16 protein-coding genes are annotated in these 22,819 nt (G+C 40.9%); 5 read left to right on the top strand and 11 right to left on the bottom strand.

All coding sequences use genetic code 11. The features are described 5' to 3' along the window. Positions 1-70 precede the first annotated feature (70 nt). Positions 71-1,051, top strand: coding sequence for an ion channel (locus tag PAARA_RS16170; protein ID WP_062570013.1), 981 nt, complete (start codon positions 71-73; stop codon positions 1,049-1,051). On the opposite strand, the gene PAARA_RS16165 is transcribed toward PAARA_RS16170, so the two are convergent. Continuing rightward, positions 1,048-2,118: a GGDEF domain-containing protein gene (locus PAARA_RS16165; RefSeq protein WP_062570012.1), complete on the bottom strand. Its 1,071-nt coding sequence runs from the start codon at positions 2,116-2,118 to the stop codon at positions 1,048-1,050. The genes PAARA_RS16170 and PAARA_RS16165 overlap by 4 nt on opposite strands. A 137-nt stretch (positions 2,119-2,255) precedes the next feature. Here PAARA_RS16165 and PAARA_RS16160 point away from each other — a divergent pair, with 137 nt between their 5' ends. Together PAARA_RS16160 and PAARA_RS16155 are read left to right on the top strand one after the other, a co-directional pair. Continuing rightward, complete coding sequence (locus PAARA_RS16160) at positions 2,256-5,585, top strand: PAS domain S-box protein (protein ID WP_062570011.1); 3,330 nt, start codon at positions 2,256-2,258, stop codon at positions 5,583-5,585. Beyond that, positions 5,582-6,571 carry a response regulator gene (locus PAARA_RS16155; protein ID WP_062570010.1) on the top strand — a complete coding sequence of 330 codons (990 nt, stop codon included), beginning with the start codon at positions 5,582-5,584 and terminating at the stop codon, positions 6,569-6,571. The genes PAARA_RS16160 and PAARA_RS16155 overlap by 4 nt, the downstream gene beginning before the upstream one ends. A 17-nt stretch (positions 6,572-6,588) precedes the next feature. On the opposite strand, the gene PAARA_RS16150 is transcribed toward PAARA_RS16155, so the two are convergent. Both PAARA_RS16150 and PAARA_RS16145 read right to left on the bottom strand, forming a co-directional pair. Continuing rightward, on the bottom strand, positions 6,589-6,981 hold the full coding sequence (locus PAARA_RS16150) for a VOC family protein (RefSeq protein WP_062570009.1): 393 nt from the start codon (positions 6,979-6,981) through the stop codon (positions 6,589-6,591). A gap of 2 nt (positions 6,982-6,983) precedes the next feature. Next, entirely contained in the window at positions 6,984-7,631 is a 648-nt protein-coding gene (locus tag PAARA_RS16145; protein ID WP_062570008.1) for an HD domain-containing protein, read from the bottom strand. 135 nt (positions 7,632-7,766) lie between these two features. Between PAARA_RS16145 and PAARA_RS16140 the strand changes: the two genes are divergently transcribed. Then, positions 7,767-8,957, top strand: a complete 1,191-nt coding sequence (locus PAARA_RS16140) for a class I SAM-dependent methyltransferase (protein WP_062570007.1) — start codon at positions 7,767-7,769, stop codon at positions 8,955-8,957. A 3-nt stretch (positions 8,958-8,960) separates the two neighbouring features. Here PAARA_RS16140 and PAARA_RS16135 read toward each other — a convergent pair whose 3' ends face one another. From PAARA_RS16135 to PAARA_RS16110, 6 genes are all read right to left on the bottom strand, one after another. After that, positions 8,961-9,251 (bottom strand): PilZ domain-containing protein, encoded by a 291-nt coding sequence (locus tag PAARA_RS16135; RefSeq protein WP_062570006.1) that lies wholly within the window; start codon positions 9,249-9,251, stop codon positions 8,961-8,963. Between the two features lie 12 nt (positions 9,252-9,263). Further along, positions 9,264-9,671 carry a response regulator gene (locus tag PAARA_RS16130; RefSeq protein WP_267145289.1) on the bottom strand — a complete coding sequence of 136 codons (408 nt, stop codon included), beginning with the start codon at positions 9,669-9,671 and terminating at the stop codon, positions 9,264-9,266. 83 nt (positions 9,672-9,754) lie between these two features. Further along, complete coding sequence (gene hrpA / locus PAARA_RS16125; protein WP_062570005.1) at positions 9,755-13,645, bottom strand: ATP-dependent RNA helicase HrpA; 3,891 nt, start codon at positions 13,643-13,645, stop codon at positions 9,755-9,757. 113 nt (positions 13,646-13,758) lie between these two features. Beyond that, on the bottom strand, positions 13,759-14,631 hold the full coding sequence (locus PAARA_RS16120; protein WP_062570004.1) for a peptidylprolyl isomerase: 873 nt from the start codon (positions 14,629-14,631) through the stop codon (positions 13,759-13,761). 88 nt (positions 14,632-14,719) lie between these two features. Next, the gene (gene tamB / locus PAARA_RS16115) at positions 14,720-18,421 is read right to left on the bottom strand and encodes an autotransporter assembly complex protein TamB (protein WP_062570003.1); all 3,702 of its coding nucleotides are present in this window, start codon (positions 18,419-18,421) and stop codon (positions 14,720-14,722) included. A 1-nt stretch (position 18,422) separates the two neighbouring features. Further along, the gene (locus PAARA_RS16110; RefSeq protein WP_157066222.1) at positions 18,423-20,114 is read right to left on the bottom strand and encodes an autotransporter assembly complex protein TamA; all 1,692 of its coding nucleotides are present in this window, start codon (positions 20,112-20,114) and stop codon (positions 18,423-18,425) included. A 206-nt stretch (positions 20,115-20,320) separates the two neighbouring features. On the opposite strand from PAARA_RS16110, the gene PAARA_RS16105 reads away from it, so the two are divergent. Beyond that, a complete protein-coding gene (locus PAARA_RS16105) occupies positions 20,321-20,650 on the top strand; it encodes a ribonuclease E inhibitor RraB (RefSeq protein ID WP_062570001.1) in 330 nt (109 codons plus the stop codon). Positions 20,651-20,690: 40 nt separating this feature from the next. On the opposite strand, the gene radD is transcribed toward PAARA_RS16105, so the two are convergent. Both radD and PAARA_RS16095 read right to left on the bottom strand, forming a co-directional pair. Continuing rightward, a complete protein-coding gene (gene radD, locus PAARA_RS16100; protein WP_062570048.1) occupies positions 20,691-22,436 on the bottom strand; it encodes a DNA repair helicase RadD in 1,746 nt (581 codons plus the stop codon). Positions 22,437-22,499: 63 nt separating this feature from the next. Beyond that, positions 22,500-22,805: an H-NS histone family protein gene (locus PAARA_RS16095; RefSeq protein WP_062570000.1), complete on the bottom strand. Its 306-nt coding sequence runs from the start codon at positions 22,803-22,805 to the stop codon at positions 22,500-22,502. Between the last annotated feature and the right edge of the window lie 14 nt (positions 22,806-22,819).

Here is a 22,819-nt window from a genome sequence, read left to right as displayed (position 1 = left end):
GGTATTACATTTTACCCTGTAAAATACCTGCTAATCTATAAATATGACTAACAAATAAGTTTTCATTCTTATGCCTGATAAACCCTGTTGTAGTTATACCTCTCCCACAGGAAAAAAGTGCCAAGAAACTGATATGGGATCTGGCTTTTGTTTTTGGCACGACAATAAATTTGATAAGTCTGGGCTTGAACTAACGCAGAAATTGGAGCGTTACGCTAAAAAAGGTGGGTTATTACAAGGCTTACAATTACAAAGAGCTAACTTATCTGGGCTTAACTTAATTAAGCAAGATGATGAAGAAGGTTATGATCTCTCCTACTGCAATTTTTACCGAGCAAACCTATCTGGTGCACATTTATTCAATAATAGAATTGCCAATGCCTCACTCATGAAAGCAAATTTACATAATGCGAGCCTGCATTACTGTGATTTGAAGGACACAAACTTGCTTGGCGTTAAACTCAACGATAGCCGCATCGATAATATTGATTTGGGAGAAAAGTTATTACAAGAATCGCAAGCAATTAAAGCGCGAAAAAATAAACAACATAGTCAAGCACATGATCTATTTGAACAATCCGAAGAGATTTATCGAAATCTTCGTAAAGCATCGGAACATCAGGGCCTTTTTGAACTCGCAGGTAACTTTACTTATAAAGAACTTCGCATGAGACATGCACAGTACCCCAAAGGTTCTACAAAGCAAATTACCTCCAGCTTTATTGATATGTTATGTGGGTATGGGGAAAAACCTGAAAATGTGATTCGCTTTAGCTTATCACTGATAATCTGTTGTGCTATTTGTTATTTTTTATTTGGCGTGAGCTATGACAATACTGTTTTGCAACTAAACTTTGATAACTCCTTTTCACAAAATTTATCAGCACTTTTAAATAGTATTTATTTTAGTGTCGTTACCTTTACCACCTTAGGCTATGGAGACATCACGCCTATTGGCCTTTCAAGACTTATAGCGGCTATTGAAGCATTTTGTGGTAGCTTTTCTCTTGCATTGTTTGTGGTGGTATTTGTAAAACGTATGACGCGCTAGTGAACGATAAACGAGCCTTGATGTTTTTTTGCTTCATACATTTTTTTGTCTGCACGATTAATTAGCTCCTCGGCATCAACCGTGCTATCGAGAGGGGCAGCAACCAAACCAAAACTTAAATGAAGTTCTGGATAACGGGCTTCGAATGATGCTATTAGCTTATCGCAAATGATAATTGCATTTTGTATTTCACAGTCAGGTAAAATCATACAAAACTCATCTCCGCCATAGCGGCATGGAATATCGATTTCCCTAATATTTTCATGAAGATATTGTCCTATATATTTCAGCACTTCGTCCCCTTTTAGATGGCCTTGAGTATCATTTACTGCTTTAAAGTTATCTAAATCAAAATACACAATGGTTAAAGGTAGTTTATGTCGTCTGGCTCTTGCGAGGTCTCGCTGTAACAGCTCTTGCATTACTCTACGATTATATAAATTGGTTAAAGGATCTAATTTCGCTAATTTTTCAAGCTCTTGTGTGCGCTGTGCCACCTTTTCTTCTAGCCCTTTAGCATAAACCTCGGTACGACGTTTTGCATTTTCTATTTCACCGACAAGGCTATCAATGTAAGTATCGAAAACCAGCGTGGTATCAAAGTAAATCAATTTATCAACTGTTTGCAATGTTAGACTAAGCTCAGCTTGATCAATTATTGTTGTTCGCAAAACCTCAAAAATTATTTCTTTGAGCGTACACACTGCCGAAAGGTATAGCTTAGGTTCAACACCAATCCGTTTATGCACCATACCAATACGCAGTCGGTTATTTACATACTCGTGTTCATAGCGTCCACAAAATAAATCAATAATGTATTGTCGCTGTGCATCTCTTAGCCTAGTCAGTGTATCCGCATCACCAATCAGTAAAGATATTTCGTCGACTTCGGTTTGTTTTTGGTAAAACTCATTAACCATATTCTCAATTGATGACTCAATCACCGCTTTATAATTACTCAAAGACTTTAGGCTCTGCGGGGTGAGGCCAAGAAGGCTCATTCGATGCTGAATTTCAACATCGTTTATGTGCATTTGTTCTACTAATGTCTGCTCAGTTCTACGCATAAAGGACCTATAACTACACAACTGTTAATTAAATATAGCTAATGAAATCAAACCTACGTACTCACATAGTAGGTTTTTCTCTAAATTCATGTAGATTTGTATTAGACTATAATGATATGCAGCGATATTGAGTTATTATGCTAGCGAAATTTTTTATTACTGACCAAAATCCAAACTTAATTATTAGTGGTGTGTATGACCCGAGTTTAGTCATCCTCTCAATCGCAACGGCTATATTTGCCGCTTATTTTTCACTTCACTTAATTGATCTAGCAGACAGAACCCGCTTTGACTCCTATAAAAAGCTAAGTAATGCAACCAGCGCATTAATACTCTCGGGTGGTATCTGGAGTATGCATTTCATTGGTATGCTGGCTTTTTCGCTGTGTACTAAAATAAGCTACTCCCCTGGGCTCACCTTCTTCTCATTTGTACCTGCCTTTTTAACCTGTTACACGGGTATGTCTTTTTTACGTAACAAAGCTGCCAGTCATATTCCTCATACCGTAAAGCTACTGATAAGTTCTGTACTGTTAGGTGCTGGCATCGGCACGATGCATTACACTGGTATGGCAGCAATGGAATTAAGCCCTTTACTTCGTTACGATCCACTATGGTTTGCTGCCTCTATCGTTGTTGCTGTGCTACTCTCTTTTATTGGTTTGTATGCTCGTTTTCATTTAAGAGATCATGTTAAGCGTCTCAGTCAATTACAAAACCGTGTCATCTGCGCCATCATTTTAGGCTTAGCCGTTGCGGGAATGCATTATATGGGAATGGCTGCCACACGGTTTGTCGCAACCTCGCCCTTCCTTTCTGAAAACCAAGATAACTCGCATCTGATTTTCATTGCCGTGAGTGTTTCATTTGCAACCGTGTTACTCACCGCTATCGTCGGAATTATTAACGGTATGATCCGTTATCGTATGCTGTTAGCTGAAAAATCAGCAGAGGAGTCTCGCTTAGATGCCATATTGAGTACCGCTATAGATGGTATTGTCACCATAGATATTAAAGGCACTATCTTGAGCTTTAATAAGTCGGCAGAGAGCATTTTCGGTTGGAACCAAGAAGAGGTACTAGGCAAAAATGTTAACATGCTCATCAATGACGACATTGCCAATCAACATGATGGCTTTTTATCTAACAGCGCAAATCATGAATTGAAAAAAGTCATCGGTGTAAATCGAGAGGTATGCGCAAGACATAAAGATGGCCACCAATTTCCAATTCGCTTGGGCCTTGGCGAAGCTAAGCAACCTGATGCAGAAACATTATTCGTAGGCTTCATAACCGACTTAACAGAGCAGCGCGCGCTACAAAAGAGTTTAGAGGAAAAAGAACAGCAATATCGCACATTAATGAATAACACACCTGGCGCTGTTTTTCGCTGTTTATTAGACGATCATTGGAGTATGTTGTTTATAAGTCCAAGAGTTATGGACTTAACAGGTTATAGCCACCAAGAGTTTGTATCTCAAGCCATCACTTTTTCAGACATCATCAATAAAGACGACGAAGCTCATATTTCAGAAGTAATGGCCGAGGCTATTGCTAAGAATAATCAATACGCTGTTGAATATCGTATTCGTCACCGCAGTGGTAAAACAGTGTGGGTTCTAGATCAAGGCTCTATCAACGAAACCGCCGATGCTGATGAAAAGTGGATTGATGGTGTACTGGTAGACATTACAGATCGCCATGAGTATGAAGAATCCCTTATGCAAGCGAAACATGAAGCAGAAGCCGCTGCCCAAGCCAAGCAATCTTTCATGGCAAATATGAGCCATGAGATCCGCACACCGATGAACGCAATTATCGGTTTTAGCGATATATTAATGGACAGCCCACTTAATAAAGAGCAGCAAAAACATATTGTGACCGTAAATAGCTCAGCACGTTCGTTATTACATTTACTCAATGATGTACTCGATTCAGCCAAGCTAGAAAAAAGCAAACTTGACATACACTACGAACATTTCAATCTGCAAGCCCTACTCGACAATATAGTTTCAACCTTTTGGCTTGAGGCAAAAAGGAAAAACCTGCTACTTGATTTAAGAATTGCGGACAATATTGCGCCAGTGTACATAGGTGATGAGGCTCGTTTACGCCAAGTATTAAACAACCTTATAGGCAATGCTATCAAATTTACAGAATCAGGTTCTGTTACTATTAGTGTTAGTAAAACTCAAAATGATCACCTGTTTTTTGAGGTTCAAGATACCGGTATCGGCATCGCAAAAAGCCGACTAAAAGCAATATTTCAGCCATTTGAACAAGCAGATGGCACTATGACCCGTCGTTTTGGTGGGACAGGTCTTGGCACAACAATCAGTAAGCAGCTCGTCGAGCTTATGGGCGGAACGATTAGTGCTGTTAGCTCAGAAGGAAAAGGTAGTTGTTTCTTCTTTACTCTAGCACTGAGCGAAGGTGAAATTGATAAAGTAGATAACCTGAGTAACAACCAACTTACGCTACCGCCACTACGTATACTGGTTGTTGATGATATAGAACAAAATGTTGAGTTACTTAATATTTTGCTCTCTCAGTCAGGACATACCGTCACCACTGCCAGTGATGGTTTAGCAGCTATTGAGCTATTTTTGCAGCAGGATTTTGATGTCATTTTAATGGATATTCATATGCCTGAATGTGACGGCATCACTGCCACTAAAAGAATTCGCGACATTGAACAACAAAAACAGCATAAAAAGACACCGATAATCGCCCTCACAGCCAGCGTTTTACAGCAAGATAAGCTAACGGCTAAACAAGCAGGCATGAACGGTTTTGCAAATAAACCTGTCGATATTCAACAAGTAAATCACGAAATAGCCAAGGTGCTTGGCCTTGAGATCAAGGCAATTTCAAATCAAAGTACACAACTAGAAAAACAGCATATTAATTACGCGAAAGGCATTCAAATGTGGGGCAGCAAGGAAAAACTCAATACTGAAATAAGTGCATTCCTTGCTAACCATAAAAACAGTGTTCTACGTTTAAAAGAAGCCACACTGGATAAAAAAGAGCGGCAAATGATTTTGCACACTTTAAAAGGTGTTGCAGGGAACTTAACATTAACGAATCTAGTATATTTACTGTCTCAAGTAGAAAAAACAATAGATCATAGCCAAGCTCAATCACAATTAGCTGCATGCGAAACAGAATGGCATACCCTGTTGGCAATGGTTGAACAAACGAAGGATGATAACACTGATAATCAATTAGATGATGAAGTAGCTATCGATGATTTTTTACCTTTAATTGACACATTACAGACGCAAGCACAGCATGCTGAAATAGATGATGAGCTACTTAGTCAAGTGTACGCTCTAGCACCGCACAGGTATAAAGAAACCGTTGCTGACATTTGCAAACACTTCGATAATTTCGACTTTGATGCAGCCAACACTGTATTAGCGAATTTAAAACAGAGTATCACTGAACATGAGGAGTTATCATGAGCCACATTTCCGAACGTGAAAGAATTCTCGTCGTGGACGATGAACCTGCAAATTTAAAAGTGATGCGTGAAGTTCTTGGCAATGATTACAGGTTGTCATTTGCTAAATCGGGTGAATTAGCCTTACAACTCATTGAAAATGAACCACCCAAACTTATTTTACTCGATATCATGATGCCTGATATGAATGGTTTTGAAGTATGTAAGGTTTTAAAGTCTAATCAACACACTGCACATATTCCTGTTATTTTTGTGACTGCACTTGCACACGAGCAAGACGAGTCTGAAGGGTTTGCGTTAGGTGCAGTTGATTACATCACCAAGCCAATTAGCCCTGCAATTGTGCGTGCACGCGTTAAAACACACTTATCACTTATTCAAGCTGAACAACTTCAATTAGCGCATATTGATCTTATTAATCGTCTGGGTCGTGCTGCCGAATATAAAGATACCGACACGGGTGAGCACATTGCTCGTATGAGTCGTTATAGTAAAGTCCTCGCATTAGCATATGGCATGAGCGAATACCAAGCAGAGCAGTTAAGGCAAGCAGCTCCCATGCATGATGTAGGGAAAATTGGTATCCCTGATTCGATACTGTTAAAGCCAGGTCGTTTAGATGCCACAGAATTTGAGCATATGAAACAACATGCGATCATTGGTGCAAAAATACTTGAAGACTCACCCTCTCCCCTGTTACAACTCGCGCACAAGCTTGCTCTTGAGCACCACGAAAAATGGGACGGAACAGGTTATCCGTATGGTTTAAAAGGCGAAGAGATCAGTATTGAAGGTCGAATAGTGAGTATTGCTGATGTATTTGATGCACTTACCTCTGTGCGCCCTTATAAAGACGCTTGGCCAGTTGAAAAAGCGGTAGAGCTACTAAAAGCTGAATCAGGCAAACACTTTGACCCACAACTCATCGATTTATTTATTGGTCAAATTGATTCTATCATCGAAATTAAAAATACTTATTCTCGCTAAAAAGCGGTTTAAAGGTCTTATTCAAGACCTTTTTTAATCCCCTCGTAATCATGAGAGGTGATTTCATGGCTGTTGCCTGCACAGTCTTTAAAGTACATAGAATAAGTCACATCATGATCAGCGATGACCGTTTTAATATCGAACTTTGATAGATGCGAAAGCCATGCTAGAAATTGCGCCGCGTTTACACTAAAAGCAATGCCTTTACTGTTTCCTGATGCTTCAAATAGCGCGAGACGAATCGTTTTTGCTTGATCTTCAAGCGTTAATGGGCCTTTTCCCTCATCCCAAAACGCAAGCTCTGGTACCACAGAAAAACCCAACACATCTCGATACCATGTCACCGCTTGCGCCAAATCATCAACATTTAGGTGACAATGATCCACCCCGTTTAGCAAAGGAACTGCCATTGTCATTCTCCAATCTCTGATTTAAGCTGCTCTAAAAAGGCCTGCATATACTCTGTACGTCTATTCGCTTCATCTTTTGCTGAGGGGGTATTCATGCTCTCACTGATGTGTAATAGCTTTATAAAAAAGTGATCTAGGGTATATTTGCTATCGTCTGGCTCGCGATTTAAACAAAATGGATCATCTTTATGGTAAAGATAGCGGCCAATAGAGCCGCCCACTTTCATACAGCGGCTAACGCCAATAGCACCGAGTGCGTCCATTCGATCTGCATCTTGTACTATTTGTGCCTCAACACTTTGCACAGCAATATTTGCGCTAAAACTATGTGCCGCTATAGCATGGTGAATCGCATTGAAATATTGCTGTGGGTAATTTATCGAGCTGAGAAAGCTTAACGCTTTATCCGCCGCCATGGTCGATGCCTTTGAACGATCAGGGTGATTTTTTGCCACCGCTACACAATCATGTAACCATGCAGCCGGAAGAACAACCTCCATACAGGCCTTTTCAGCAATGCATAACTGTTTTGCAACTCGCACCACTCGCTCAATATGGCTAATATCGTGTGCCACATCGGCATGGAGTAAAGATAAAATAAAATCTCGACATTGAGTTTCCAGTTCTGCAAAGTCTATTTTTGGCTGCATAAAGCGGCTGTTACCATTAACTGATTGAAATTATACTTACTTTACCGTGGTTACAGGATTTGTTCAAAACATTCATTGTATGTTTGCCGGTGCTTCATTAAACTATGCCCCCTTTTATTTGACGCGAGAATCCCTATGTCATCTGCTATTTACCTACAAGCTGGACGAGAAAAATCATTAAAAAGAAAGCACCCTTGGGTGTTCTCTAAAGCCATTAAAAAAGTAAAAGGTAAACCAGGGCTAGGCGATACGGTTACTATTTATGATAATGACGGTAAATTTCTCGCAATAGCGGCATATAGCCCACAATCACAAATACGCGCACGTGTGTGGAGCTTTGACCAACACGAAGTTATAGACCAAGCCTTCTTCGAAAAACGTCTTCGCCGTGCTTATGATGCACGCCAGCAAGTGATCAGCGAAGGTGGCCTAACAGGCTTTCGTTTATGTGCTGCTGAGTCTGATTATCTACCAGGTATCACCATCGACAAATTTGATAACGTACTAGTATGCCAATTATTGAGTGCTGGTGCTGAGCGTCATAAAGGCGAGATTGTAGCGGCATTAATGGCTATTTTTCCAGGTTCTGATATCTACGAGCGTTCTGATGTAGACGTGCGCACTAAAGAAGGGTTAGATCCAATAAAAGGCGTGCTTTGGGGTAATGCCCCGACTGAGCCTGTGCTCATCGAAGAGAATGGACTAAAGCTTGAAGTAGATATTTTAGAAGGTCATAAAACAGGCTTTTACCTAGATCAACGTGATAGCCGTGCAGCCCTTGAACGCTTTTCTAAAGATAAAACCGTTCTCAACTGCTTTAGCTACACAGGCACATTTTCGCTCTATGCCTTACGAGGCGGCTGTAAACATGTGACCAATGTTGATGTATCACAACCTGCACTTGATACAGCTCAGCGTAATGTAGAGCATAACAACCTTGATCTAAATAAGGTCGACTTTGTTAAGCAAGATGTATTTAAGTTACTACGCCAATACCGTGATGAAGGTAAACTATTTGATACCATTGTAATGGATCCACCTAAATTCGCCGATAATAAAGCACAGCTCACCGGTGCATGTCGTGGTTATAAAGATATCAATATGATTGCGATGCAAATTCTAAAACCAGGTGGAACATTACTCACTTTCTCGTGCTCTGGTTTAATGGAACAGAATTTATTTCAAAAAGTCGTGGCTGATGCAGCCCTCGATGCAGGAAAAGAGCTGCTCATCATGGAGCGATTAAACCAAGCAGCTGACCACCCTATTGCTGGCAGCTACCCAGAAGGTTTTTATCTAAAAGGCTTGATATGTAAAGTTTACTAGGCACTAGTTAAAACTGATAATTTCAAGCCCTGCACTCAAGGAGCCATCTGGCTCCTCGGTTGCTCTAATAACTTTGGCTGTTGCATCAAATGATGTGATTGACGTGCTCGTTGAAGCAATAAGTACGCGGAACATGCTACCTACTTCCACTACGTCATCAAGGTTGACTGCAAGTCCTGTGGCACTTAAATCTGTACATGTTGCCTCTATTTCACTCCCACTTTCTAAAGGGATGAGTTTTGCAGGTGTGTGGATTTGCATACGTCTAAAATCGCGTTTTTCATCATGAAACATAAATAATCCTTCCTAAACCACTGTTTTTATTTTCTCAATGAGTGTTTTCACAGAGAAAGGTTTTACCACATAAGCGTCGCAACCAGCCTCAAAGCCTGCTTTTTGCTCAAGCTCTGACTCTAAACCTGACACCATAACCACTGGAATTTGCTCCGTTTCTGGTGTGTTTTTTAATAGCCGACATGTATCATAGCCATCCAGCCCTGGCATACAGACATCTAATAGAATTGCATCGGGCGGATCAGCAATAGCAGATGATAAACAGGTCGTGCCTGAGTTTGCATAGCTTAAAGAAAACTCGAGGCCCAGTGATGCTTTGAGCATTTCGAAATTAAAATACTCATCATCCACAACTAAAATTTCAAGCTGTTGCTTTCTTTGTGAGCGCTCGGGAACAGCAATCGGTTTTTCCTTTTCAATGCCCACATGACCTCCTTAGTTAATGTCTGTGGTTTATACGTGCAATAAAGCAAACTTTATTGCACATACACGCCTATAATGAATTATAACTCAGATTCTTTAATTGCGTTTAAAACTCGCTTTGCAGATACAGGATAAGGCGTCCCTAATGTTTGTGCAAATAAAGAAACGCGTAATTCTTGTTGCATCCAAAAAAGCGTTACAATCTCTTGTGGTATTGGCATCCCCTTTGGAATTTTATTAGCGAGTTTTTGATATTGCTCAGCCACTTTTTCAAGCTCAAGAACACACAAACGATCACGATTAGGATCAACGGGCAATTTCTCTAAACGTCGCTCTATTGCTTTCAAATATCGAATTAAGTCCGTCATTTTAGCTGCGCCATGTTGACTAACGAATCCCTTGAAAACGAGGCTTTGTAGCTGTGCTTTAATATCACCATGCGCTGTGATCATGGCTAAATCAACACGCCCTTTCATGCGCTTATTAAGTCCATGAGCAATACTTAACACTTGTTCAACCTGCGTGGCAATTTCTACAACCGTGTCGCCAAGCTCACCACGAACTTTCTCCTTGGCTTGTTCAAACGCCTGCTCAGTACGAATATTGCCGTACTTAATTAGTAAGCTATCAACAGCGGCCGCAATACAGTCATCAATTAAATCATTGACCTTACCAAACGGATTAAAGTACAAACCAAGTTTCGACTTATTTGGTAGGTTTTGTTGTAAGTATTTAATCGGAGATGGCACATTTAAAAGCACTAAACGACGCAAGCCTTGTTGATGGGCTTGTTGTGCTTTTTGTTCGTTATCGAACAACTCAACGGCTGCGGAGTCTTTTTTATCAACCAAAGCAGGAAACGCCTTGATTTCATATTGACCTTGCTTTTTAACATAGGAAGAAGGTAATTCACCAAAGCTCCACTGGGTTAAGTCCGTCTTCTCTATGCCTTTATCAGCTACTTTCGATAAGGTATCGGTTACTTTACCTTGAAGCTGCGCTTTCAGCTTCTCTAAATTTAGCCCACGAGCAAGTAACTTATCGTGTTCATCACGTACTTCAAACTGTAAACGTAAATGTGGCGCGAGCGTTGTTAAGTCCCAAGCATCAGGGTCAACGCGCACCCCTGTCATACGCAATAAACGCGTACTTATGGCATCCAGTAAATTGCCCTGCATTGGCTCAATTGCCGCAAGTACAGCATCGGCGTAGTTAGGGGCTGGTACAAAATTACGGCGTAGTGTTTTTGGCAATGACTTAATTAATGCGCAAATAAGTTCATGTCTAAACGCAGGGATATGCCAATCAAAGCCGATTTCTTGAACTTGATTAAGTAATGCAACAGGAATTTGAACCGCTACACCATCAACCGCTTGCCCTGGATCAAAATGATAAGTCAGCGGCAATAATAAATTATCTTGTTGCCATGTATCAGGGTAATCAAACTCGGTGACATGATCAGCGCCATGCTGCATTAGCTCATCACGTGACATATGCAAAAAGCGTTTATCTTTTTGCTTTTGTCCCTTCCACCATTTATTAAACGCTGCACGATTATTTACATCCGCAGGAATCTTTTTGTCGTAAAACTCATACAGGGTTTGCTCATCAACGAGAATATCGCGACGGCGAGACTTATTCTCTAGTACCTGAATATCGTCAATAAGCTCTTGGTTGTACTGTAAAAAGCCTTCATTTTGACCGAGTTCTTGTTCAACTAAAGCGCTGCGAATAAACAGCTCTCTGCTGACTTTAGGATCAATGTTGCTGTATACGCAGCGGCGTTTATTAACAATGAGCAGACCATATAATGTTTGCTGCTCAAAGGCGATAACAGCCCCTGGTTTTTTCTCCCAATGTGGCTCACTGTAGCTGCACTTGACTAAATGCTGCGCAAAGCCCTCAACCCATTTCAGGTCGATACGGGCATTGATACGGGCGTAGAGCTTACTTGTTTCCACCAGCTCTGCAGCCATAATCCACTTAGGACTCTTTTTAAATAACGCTGAACCCGGAAAAATATGGAACTGACTATTACGTGCACCTTTGTACACTTGTTTTTCGTCTTTAAAGCCAATATGACTTAGCATACCGCTTAATAGCGACTGATGAATACGATCGCTGTCAGCTACGTTCGTCGTGGCTTTCATGCCCATTTCATTACACACAGTAGAAAGCTGATAAACAATATCTTGCCACTCACGAATACGCATATAAGCTAAAAAGTCTTTTTGGCACAGCTTTCTGAATTGACTATTGCTTAACTCACTTTGCTGCTCTTCAAGGTAATTCCACAGATTTAAAAATGCAATAAAGTCTGAGTCAGGATCATCAAAACGGCCATGTTTTTCATCGGCTGCGCCACGCTTTTCTTGCGGTCGCTCACGTGGGTCTTGGATTGACAGTGCCGCAACAATAATAATTACTTCGCGAAGAGCGCCAAGCCCATCCGCTGTAAGCACCATTTTTGCTAAACGGGGGTCGACAGGTAACCGAGTTAAACTACGTCCTGATTTAGTTAATTCTGTTTGTTTATGGCGCTTAGCGGGTTTAACCGCTTCAAGTTCTTCGAGTAAGGTTAAACCATCATTGATGTTACGACTGTCTGGCGCTTGTACAAACGGAAACTGCTGCATGTCCCCGAGGCCAAGACCAAGCATTTGCAAAATAACCGAGGCTAGATTAGTACGTAAAATTTCTGGGTCAGTGAATTCTGGACGTGAATTAAAATCATCTTCGCTGTATAAGCGAATACAAATGCCCGCTTCAATACGACCACAACGGCCCTTACGCTGGTTGGCACTGGCTTGTGAGATTGCCTCTATTGGTAAGCGTTGTACTTTAGTACGGTAGCTGTAACGGCTAATTCGTGCAGTACCTGGGTCAATAACATAACGAATACCAGGTACAGTCAGTGATGTTTCGGCCACATTTGTCGCTAAAATAATGTGGCGGCGAGAGTGAGGAGCAAATATACGGTTTTGCTCGGCGTTCGAGAGCCGCGAATATAAAGGTAATACGTCGGTGCCCTTTAAGTTACGCTTTGATAACGCATCAGCTGTATCGCGAATTTCACGCTCACCATTCATAAAAATTAGGATGTCACCGGGGCCTTCTTCACACAGCTCATCAACGGCATCAAAAATACCTTGCAACTGGTCGCCATCGGCTTCCATCTCATCTTTATTAATATCTGTGGTTGGGCGATAACGCACTTCCACAGGGAAAGTACGTCCCGATACTTCAATTATCGGCGCGTCATCAAAATGTTTCGAGAATCGTTCCGGATCGATAGTGGCAGAGGTAATAATGACTTTGAGGTCGGGGCGTTTTGGTAATAAGTTCTTTAAATAACCCAAAATAAAATCAATATTAAGGCTACGCTCGTGCGCCTCATCAATAATAATCGTGTCATATTGGTTTAAATAACGATCTTGTTGGATTTCAGCCAATAAAATACCATCGGTCATCAACTTGATATAACTGTTGTCTGAAACCTGATCACTAAAACGAATTTTAAAACCGACTTGCTGACCAAGCTCGCATTGCATCTCTTCTGCGATACGGTTAGCAACGCTACGAGCTGCCAAACGCCGCGGCTGTGTATGGCCAATATAACCCTCAACCCCACGGCCTAGCTCTAAGCACATTTTCGGTATTTGTGTCGTTTTACCTGAGCCGGTTTCACCTGCAATGATCACCACTTGGTTATTGGCAATCGCCTGTTTAATATCCTCTTTCTTTTGGCTAACAGGCAGCTGTTCAGGGTAAGTTACTGTTGGTATGGCTGCTAACCGCTGAACACGCAATTGTTGCGAACGGGCAATATCTTCTGCGATTTTTTGCGCTATGTTCGCTTGCTTTGTTTCATCGTTGATTTTTTTGATGCCATGCAGGCGTTTTTTGAGGATGAATTGATCTTTGCGTAAGCATGTTTTTAATTCGCCGAACAGCGGACCTAGGTTAACCACCCGATACCCTTATATTTATCTACTTGTAGACTGCGTATTGTAACAAACAATTTATAGCCAAACTACTTGAGTGCGCGAGAATTAAACGCACTCAAAAGAATTTGCATAGCGGGTTATTTAACTCGCTCTGTAGGAATAGGCATGGCACATACATCAATGTAATTTGCACTTTGCACAAACCATTCGCCCATCCGGTTTTTACGCGCTTCAATCAATTCCACAAATGACGATGAGTCAGTTCTCATTACTCTAAACTGGCTTGTATCTTCCTCACTAATATCAGCTAACACTTGCATGTCAGTGATCGGATTAAATACTTCACCTTTTGTGGGCGTTCGACTCAACAAGTTAAAATGCTCCATCCCTTCCAGAACACGACCAAACACCGTTGTGTTTCGGTCTAAATAACGCTGCGCGTTACCTATCGTTACATAAAATTCGGTTCCGCCGCTATTGATATCATTATCGCGTGCCATCGCAAAAATACCAGGACAATGAGCCTGCCAAGTTTGTGTTTGCGCTTCATTCTGAGCAACGGCAAAACCATTTAAAAAGCCTGTTTTAGTGGCATAGCCGTCAGGGTCTTGAAGCTGAGTAATGGATAACGGTTTTTTTGTTTGGTAATAAAATTCAGCGGGAAGAGCTGTTTTTGCTGTTTTGGGTGTTTTTGTTTCGCTTGAATCCCCCCCTTGCGCGACAAAACCTTCAACAAAGCGGTAGACATTCAAGCCTTTATAAAAACCTTCTCTGGCGAGCAGTTTCATATTTTCTGCGTGCTTTGGGGCGAGCATTTCGTTTAACTCTATATACGCCGCCCCAGTTGGTAAGGTGAGTTTAAGAATGTTGTTTGCTGATACTGTTCGCCACTGTGACTTATCAGCCGTTTTAATAATATCCGCTGCCGAGCGCTTTTGAACTTGCTCAGCAGCGTGTAAAGAGACAGGTAAAAGTGTGCTAAAACACACCGTTAATAGAGTTAGTTTCATTGTTATTATCTTTTAAGTTGTTGACAACTCAGCCTATTAACTTCTGCTTTATTACGCAAGTAAAAGTGTACGGAAATTCTAACTGGTATTAGTCCCAATCAAACTTATAGAGAATATCAACATTTTGATAGAGCCCACTGGTTACTTCAATGTACAGTTGTGACAACAGTTGGTAACGCACAGCCACTTCACTTAACGAATCAAAAATTCCCACACTGTATTTAACTTGTATACCTGGGGTCAGGTAACCTGAAATTTCTACTTTCGTATCATCGCCACTCCCCTTTGAACTCAAGCTGACGTCAGATAAACCAAAGCTTTCACCTATTTTTGAGACGACCCCTTCACTACGGTTAACCCCTTGGGCTAGTAAAAGTTGCGTAAGCATTGCATCCGTTGAGCTGTCGCCTTCATCTAACGGTTGACCATTCAATAGGTACGCCAGTGCTTGTGCTTGGTCCATGGCAGGTTCTGAATAAACTTTCAAAGAGGGCTGCTCAACATTCCCCGTTAAAGTGATCCCCGCAATAACCCCATTTGAGGTGTTTTCTGGATTTCTAATTGCTTTAATATTGAGATAAGGTTTATCAATCGAACCACTGAAGCCAACCTGCCCTGTACGAATTTGTAAATCTTGACCAAATGCACGATAAGTACCTTCGATTAGATTTAACTCACCCGTTGCAATCATAGGAGTGGTTTGATCCATACTAATATTTATATCGCCTGCTACTTTTGATTTGAGGCCAAATGAATCGATACGTACATCATTCTCCACTAAAAGCTTCAAATTAATAGCGTAATCAAACGGGGCTTTTTCCTTTTGTTGCTGCTCTATATCTACAATGACTTCATCATCACTCACTTGCACAGCACCTTCGGGAAGCTCTTCTATTTCAATTCTGCCCCATGGCACGACAACCTGCCCCTCTAAATTAAATGCACGATTTTTTAATGACATCGTAATGTCTGGCGAGACCTTAAATGTGACATCTTGCTGCGCACGAACGAAAAACTCACTCCCCTCTAGTTTCACATTCACATCCGGCAACTCAGCTTGCCAATCAATATCACCCGACAAATTAAGTGAACCACCCTCTGCATCTTTCAGCTTGCCTGTGATCTCTGCGCTTTGATTATTAAATGCAATGTTAACGTGCGAATCTTGCAGTGAAACAGGTAAAGTCGCACCATCTAAGTTCACTCGCTCGACATTTAACTCACCATTTAGCAAGGGTTCTTTCAATGTGCCTGCAACGTTCAGCTTGCCTCTAATTTCTCCGGTTAGTTGCTCAAGCGAACCAATAAATGGCTGAATATTTGTCAGCAAGATCTTGTCAATTTCTAGCTCGCCGGATAAATTTTGATTAGCTTGTATATCGTCGATATTAATGTGTGACGTCACTTTACCAAGTACAGAAGAATCAAGTGTTGCCTCTAATTTGCCAATACTGGCATCACTCATCGCCGACAAGTTAAGCTCTTCAATAGGCAGTTTATACACATTTGCATCATCTATCAGTGTAGCTACAAGTTCGCTGGTGCTAATATTGGCACGCATTGTTTTAAGCGCACCATCAGCCCAATTAGCCACAAATTCGCCGTTTGCTGAACCGTTGACCTTAATATTTTCAGGTATAAATCGGTTAAACTCTGGGAGTGATAACGCTGCTAACTGCGCATTTAGCTGACCAAACTGCTTAGTCTGCTGAAGTGTATTCACACAAAGCTTTGAGCTTGCACTTTGCCAACAATGATCAGCAATATTAAAGTCGAGCGTATTTATATCAACATGTGCTTTAATCGCTTTATCTGTGGTTAAACGTATATGATTATCGGTAATTAAAATATTACTTAAACTACCTTGCCATTTGTCTTTTTTAAGTTGCCCATTAATATCCAGAGATGCTTTTCCTTGGTCCGCATCTAAAAGCAGCCGCAGGTGATGATCAACCTTGTCACCTGCTATATTTAACTCAGCCTGATTAATCTTATGCTCTGCCATGGTTGCAGAATCCAGAACAAGCGATATATCTGTTTGCCAGTCGGCAGCATAGTCGAACTGACCTTTAAGTGTTAATCCATCAATTTGAAGATCTTGATAGCTCAAGGTATTAAGAGCTAAATTTAAATCAACCACAGGAGCTAAACGCTCGCCACGAATAACTAAGTCTGCATTCCCTTTGCCCTGCATAGGTAAAATTTCTTGGTCGGCGGCATCTAAGCGTAGCTTGCCATCAACACGCCAGCTGTCATCAACTTGGCCTGATAGAGCAAGCTCATTACGGCCACTTTTTAATTGCAGTTTTTCAAAACTTGCATGCAGGCTGCTATCAAGTTTAAAGTCTGATTCTAGACTTACAGGTACATCGTTTACGGTACCATTAATTGTGGTATTCTCGACTGCCAACTGCCAGTCAGTACCTGTTAAACCAAATGATCCTTTGAAACCACCTGATAAATCACTACTCATAGCATCAGTTAAATACTGTGCTTTTAAGTGTTCAAGTTTGCCGTTAAATTCAGTATTTACACCTTTTGACCAATCAACTGATGCGTGAATAATTGCTTGGCTTTCATTAGCATTTAACTTTAGCTGATCGAGGTTTGCCTTTGTTAAACTTCCTTGCAATTGGCTACTAACTGACACCTGAGGATATGCGCCAAGTTGGCTAATTAAATCAACTTTAACTTTATAGTCGTTTGCATGCCCTTGCCCATGTAAATCTAGCTTTGAAATATTGAGTTGTTCAGCGCCTGCATCAAGCGACCACGTATCAACACGGCCGGTTAAACTAAATGGAAAGTTATCTTTTTGTAGATTGACTTGCGCATCCACTTTTAAAGGGTACTGTCCTTGTGTTAGCAACGTCATATTTAAATCAGCTAACGACCCTGTTAGATCAAGCGTTAACTGATGATTAGGGTGAGTGAGAGCAACATGCCCTTGCACTGAGTTATCCGCATTGAGTTCAGCAAATAAATCAGTATTTAACTGCCAATCATTGTATTGTGCGTCAAGCTTTTCAACTCTCAATTCATGACCTTTTGCAGTCGCTGAGAGGGCGATATTGTTAATGACTTCAGCACTTTCGGCTGCGACCGGTGTCACCGCTACTTTACTGATATTTAAAGTATTAAGTTGTATATCAAGGGGTAAAGTTAAGTCCAGAGTGGGTAATGCAGGCAGTACCGTTAATGGTTGGCTTTTGGGCTGCTCTTTGACTTCATGAAGTTGCACTGTAACAGTATTAATTTTCAGCGCATCAACGAGAATATCAGATAGCTCGGCAACAGCAGAAAGGTTTAGCTTTTCAATAGTCACATCAGCACTTGGGTGCGCTAAAGTTAATTGGTTAATTGCAATACGCTTAACGGTTACTTTCAGCGGTAATGTGATTTGCTCTGCGACGAATGAAGCATCTTCTTGTAATTGCTCTTGAGCAGATTGTGGTTGTTGCCCCGCTACTGCTTGTTTGCTTTTAACATTTACATCAATGTTCAGTGCACTAATATTATCAAGGCAGATGCCATCGCACCCCCACCAAAAAAGATCAACTTTGAGCTGTTTAGCATAGAGCTTGATAGCTTGATTTTCATAACGCACATCAAACGGATCATTATATAAAAAACGGCCTGAAGGTAACTTAATCTCTAAGCCATCCACCAAATTATTAGCTGAGTATGCAATAAAGTGATTACCAGGTGCGGTGAATAACAAACAAAAAAGTAAAACGCCAATGCTTAAAAGTGTTACCGTGAGTACTGAGATTATTTTTTTAAACTTCATATTAAATTTCAGGTCCTATGGTAATACTTAAACGCGTACTTTTACTCTCTTTTGTTACTCCCCAAGCATGGTCTATACGAATTGGTCCAACAGGCGTTAAATAACGCAAACCAAAACCAGCACCGACCTCGACTCGATCACTAAAATCATTGGTTGCTGTACCGCTGTCAACAAACAAAGCTGCGCGCCAGTTTTTAGCAAACTGATAGTTATACTCCATGGTCCCTGACATTAAATATTTACCACCAATCAAGCGCCCATTTTCATCCTCAGGTGAAATCGACTGATACGCAAAGCCACGCACACTTTGATCACCACCAGCATAAAACCGAAGTGAAAAAGGCACATTGTCTATATCATCCACTAACATGGCCCCTAAATTAGCACGCAAGAAAAATAAATGGCGATCAGCCACTGTCGTTAACCATGCATTTTGCAATTGTAAACGTATAATATTGGTGGTCGAGAACATATCCTTTAAGCCAAACTCGGCAGAGATCAACCATTGGTAGCCTTCGTAAGGAGTTGTGCCACCTTCAGTCTCTTTTTTTGCGTAACTTATGCCAGGCATCAACATTTTTGAGCTTTGCTCTTCATCACCGATACGATAAGTTTCACGATCACGTCGAATAAAGGCGGTGCGTACCCAATCATCGTCGGTTAACCATTGCCGTTGTATTTGGCCTGTTAAAATTTTACTGTAAACATCGTTTGTCAGCTCATCTTCTAACTTATAACCCACAGAAAAGCGCCATAAGTCATCATTGGGATCATCAACTGGCACGGTGTAACCGAGCGATATATCTTGTTGTCTTTGTGACACATTCAGATTACTTTCTAAATAGTGACCATCACTTGTGATCCAAGGCTTTGTCCATTTAAAGCGCACTTTTGGGCCAAGGTCAGTGCTATAGCCACCACCAACTTCATAACTATTTGCTGGTTTATGAAGGACATCTACTTTTACGGGAACACGTTGTTCTTTACGGTTTGCAATATCGGCATAAACCCTCACACTGGAAAAATAAGGCGTGCTTGACAACGCTAGGTTATAATCAGAAACCTCCGTTGCTTTATAAGGCTGGCCACTGTTAAAGCTCGCAAGTGAGCGAATATATTTTTCAGCGGGTGTTTCATTACCAATAATAATTTCTCCAAACTGATAACGAGGACCGGTGTCTATGTTAAACGTGATATCGGCACTGTTTTTTTTCAAAGACACAGCTAATGTGCGTTGGTGCCACTTAGTATCAAAGTAACCAAGTTCAAGAAGCTGGCCTTCAATTCGCTTTCTAGCCGCTTCGTAGTTAGCATGATTTAGAAAATCACCTTGTTTTAGTTTAATGCCGTTAACTGCCGCCATAAATTCGGGGTCGCTTTTTCCCGCACCGGTAATGGTTATATTTATGTTCGCAATACGAGTGACAGGTCCTCGCTCCACATCAACAACAATAAGCTGCTTTTCTTGGTCGAAATTAATTTTAATAACGGGTTTATAGTAGCCGAGTGCTTTTAGGCTTGTTTCAACTTGACTTTTTGCATGGCGTTTAAGTGCTTTTGACGCTTTTTCATCGATTAACTGGTTAACGTAAAGTTCAACGTTTTTTTCAAGTTCACCACTGAGTCCCTGAATTTTATATTCTTTTATGATTGTTGCTGCACTAAAAGCTGGATGGCTAAAAGAGGCGCACAAAAGTAAAAAGACAAAAAAGAAATGCCGAGAGAACAAAAAATATCCTTACCTTTTTGAAATGCCTGAAGCGAAAATGAGTACAAACTAATTTTAACACAGTGAGATAATGACTGACATAATGGAAATAGTAAAATTAGTACACGTAACGCTATTATTTTCGCTACAATAGCGGACAATAACTAGATTTAAAATGAATGAGCGATTAAATGCATTTCCCAGACGATGAAAATGGTCAATTATTAGCTGAAATTGCGGCTGCCGGTGTCGATTTAAACTGTTTACAAGAAGTCGACTTTTATATTTTGTTTGAGCAAAAGCCAGATGCAGAAAAGTTTGCAACGGCCATTGAAAGTGACGAGTTAGCGCCGAGTACAGAACTCAATAAATGCCCTGATACTGGCGTATGGGAAGTGATTACACGCGTTAAAATGGTGCCAGATCACACCTTACTTTCCCAAACAGAACAATACCTTGAAAGTATTGCCAACGGTCATAATGGCTATGGTGATGGTTGGGGCTTGATGGCTGAAGATTAATTAATTTAGTTTGTTGCGCGATGCAATATCGCGCAAAGCCCTAATGTGACAATTGATTTGCTTTTCTGAAGCTGCCTTCATAATCAAACAATTTCTCAGCTACCTTCCAACCATACTTCTTATTTTTACGCGCTATAACAAAATCGGGGGCAACTAATAAATGCTGTGCTGATTCAACTTGTTCAGCAGTTTGCCACTTTTTGCTAGCTGCTCCCTCTTTATGTCGCTGAAACTGTTTATTAAAAATAAATCGCCCCGTATCATTCGCTAGATTAAAAATCTCATCGCAACTGGCGCCATCTTCATCAAAGTAACTTATTTTTAAAAGTCCATTAGGTAATGCCTTCGCTGACACCCCGCTACAACGAAGCACTAAGGCATCTTTTAAATTAAGGGCTTCTCGTAGTTTATCATCAGGGTCAGCCATCATTGCGCCACATGACTGACATTGTCTAGCAGCAATATCATTTTGCTCACCACATTGCTCACACTCTTTGAAGCGAAAGCGATAATCACATTGTTCTTGTGTGTCTCCATCGTCAAGTAATCCTTGGCAGCGTCGCCCAAAATGTTCAATCACTTTACCGCTATCGTCTGTTTTGCCCCAAAAAATATTAGCAAAACCGCAACCAGGACACAGTACCTGTACTGGTTCATTATCACTTTGCCCCTTTTTACTGCCTACTTCTGGGTATAAGAGATCAAAACCATTCCCTGCATAGTCAATGACTAAGCAATCTTTTTTCCCTTCACTTAAACGCAGTCCACGACCCACTATTTGCTGGTATAGACTCACTGATTCTGTAGGACGTAAAATAGCAATATAGTCGACATGCGGAGCATCAAACCCTGTTGTTAACACCGAAACATTGACCAAAAACTTTAACTGTTTTTGTTTAAATAGAGTAATAATTTGGTCGCGTTCGTTGTTATCGGTCTCCCCTGTAATCAACGCAGTTTGCTCAGCAGGTAAATAGCCAACAATTTCTTTTGCATGCATAACAGTGGCTGCAAAAATCATCACTCCATGGCGATTTTCGCTGTAATCAATCACTTGTTTAATAATGGCTTTGGTTGCCCGGGTACTGTCCTTAAGCAGTGCATTCATGTTTTCAACACTGTAGCGACCAAAAGAGTCACTGGGTAATGAAGCAAAGTCATAATGACTAATTGCAGCATCAATTTCATGAGGAGGTGTTAAATAGCCATGTTTAATCATGTAGCGTAGTGGTAATTCAAAAATACACTTTTTGAATGGTGCTGATTGCTCCCCTCGAACAAATCCATGGTAATGATGATGATAAACCCAGCCCATACCCATTCTAAATGGTGTCGCAGTCAACCCTAACACTTTGAGTTGTGAGTTTTGCTTTTTCAGGGCACTGATCACCTGTCCATATTGGCTTTTATCATCGCCACTTACACGGTGGCACTCATCAATAATTAGCAATGAGTAGGCTTCGTCAAGCTGTGCGGTATTTCTAGCAAGTGACTGGACGCTGGCAAAGGTCACTTGTTCACTCAGTGATTTTTGCTTTAAACCTGCCGAGAAGATACTCGCCTTAAAACCAAAGCTGGCATATTTTTGTGCATTTTGCTCCACCAGCTCTTTAACATGGGCGAGCACTAAAATTTTTTGCCTAGCTATTCTTGCAAGTTCCGCAATGACTAAGCTTTTACCCGCTCCTGTGGGCAACACAATCAACGCGGCATCATTTGTCTTTCGAAAGTGCGCAACGGTTCTATCTACGGCTTCTTGCTGATAAGGTCTTAATGTGTATTTCATACGAGTATGATGGGCGACAAAAAAGGGAAGCATACGCTTCCCTTTTCAATCTTTAAAGTGAAATTATGCTAGGTGTTTAGTTAAATCAACGCCTTGGAATGCTTTAGGTCGTTTACCACGGCCAGTCCACTCAACGATTTCACCATTATACTCAATGCGGTATTTAGGTTTTACTTTTGTGCGCTTATCAGTGCCTACCACATCTTGTAGATCTTCTAATGTAAGTCCTTTTTCTTTTAAAAGATCGAGTACTTCTTTTTTAGCTTCTTGCTGTTGAGTATTTTTCTCGATAGCTGTATCAATAAGTTGCTTTGCTTTTTCAAGCTCACTTAAAGATGCAGTTTTTACAAAAGATCGAATTTCTTTCATTGAAAGCTCTCTTT

The organism is Pseudoalteromonas arabiensis (assembly GCF_001550155.1).
GTDB classification, from domain to species: domain Bacteria; phylum Pseudomonadota; class Gammaproteobacteria; order Enterobacterales; family Alteromonadaceae; genus Pseudoalteromonas; species Pseudoalteromonas arabiensis.
The sequence above is the reverse complement of the archived record's forward strand: the minus strand, read 5'-3'. Positions and strand labels throughout refer to the sequence as shown.

Excerpts from the sequence above, each read along its gene's own strand:
- PAARA_RS16170 (WP_062570013.1), top strand. The coding sequence starts at position 71 with ATGCCTGATAAACCCTGTTGTAGTTATACCTCTCCCACAGGAAAAAAG.
- PAARA_RS16165 (WP_062570012.1), bottom strand. The coding sequence starts at position 2,118 with ATGCGTAGAACTGAGCAGACATTAGTAGAACAAATGCACATAAACGAT.
- PAARA_RS16160 (WP_062570011.1), top strand. The coding sequence starts at position 2,256 with ATGCTAGCGAAATTTTTTATTACTGACCAAAATCCAAACTTAATTATT.
- PAARA_RS16155 (WP_062570010.1), top strand. The coding sequence starts at position 5,582 with ATGAGCCACATTTCCGAACGTGAAAGAATTCTCGTCGTGGACGATGAA.
- PAARA_RS16150 (WP_062570009.1), bottom strand. The coding sequence starts at position 6,981 with ATGGCAGTTCCTTTGCTAAACGGGGTGGATCATTGTCACCTAAATGTT.
- PAARA_RS16145 (WP_062570008.1), bottom strand. The coding sequence starts at position 7,631 with ATGCAGCCAAAAATAGACTTTGCAGAACTGGAAACTCAATGTCGAGAT.
- PAARA_RS16140 (WP_062570007.1), top strand. The coding sequence starts at position 7,767 with ATGTCATCTGCTATTTACCTACAAGCTGGACGAGAAAAATCATTAAAA.
- PAARA_RS16135 (WP_062570006.1), bottom strand. The coding sequence starts at position 9,251 with ATGTTTCATGATGAAAAACGCGATTTTAGACGTATGCAAATCCACACA.
- PAARA_RS16120 (WP_062570004.1), bottom strand. The coding sequence starts at position 14,631 with ATGAAACTAACTCTATTAACGGTGTGTTTTAGCACACTTTTACCTGTC.
- tamB (WP_062570003.1), bottom strand. The coding sequence starts at position 18,421 with ATGAAGTTTAAAAAAATAATCTCAGTACTCACGGTAACACTTTTAAGC.
- PAARA_RS16105 (WP_062570001.1), top strand. The coding sequence starts at position 20,321 with ATGCATTTCCCAGACGATGAAAATGGTCAATTATTAGCTGAAATTGCG.
- radD (WP_062570048.1), bottom strand. The coding sequence starts at position 22,436 with ATGAAATACACATTAAGACCTTATCAGCAAGAAGCCGTAGATAGAACC.
- PAARA_RS16095 (WP_062570000.1), bottom strand. The coding sequence starts at position 22,805 with ATGAAAGAAATTCGATCTTTTGTAAAAACTGCATCTTTAAGTGAGCTT.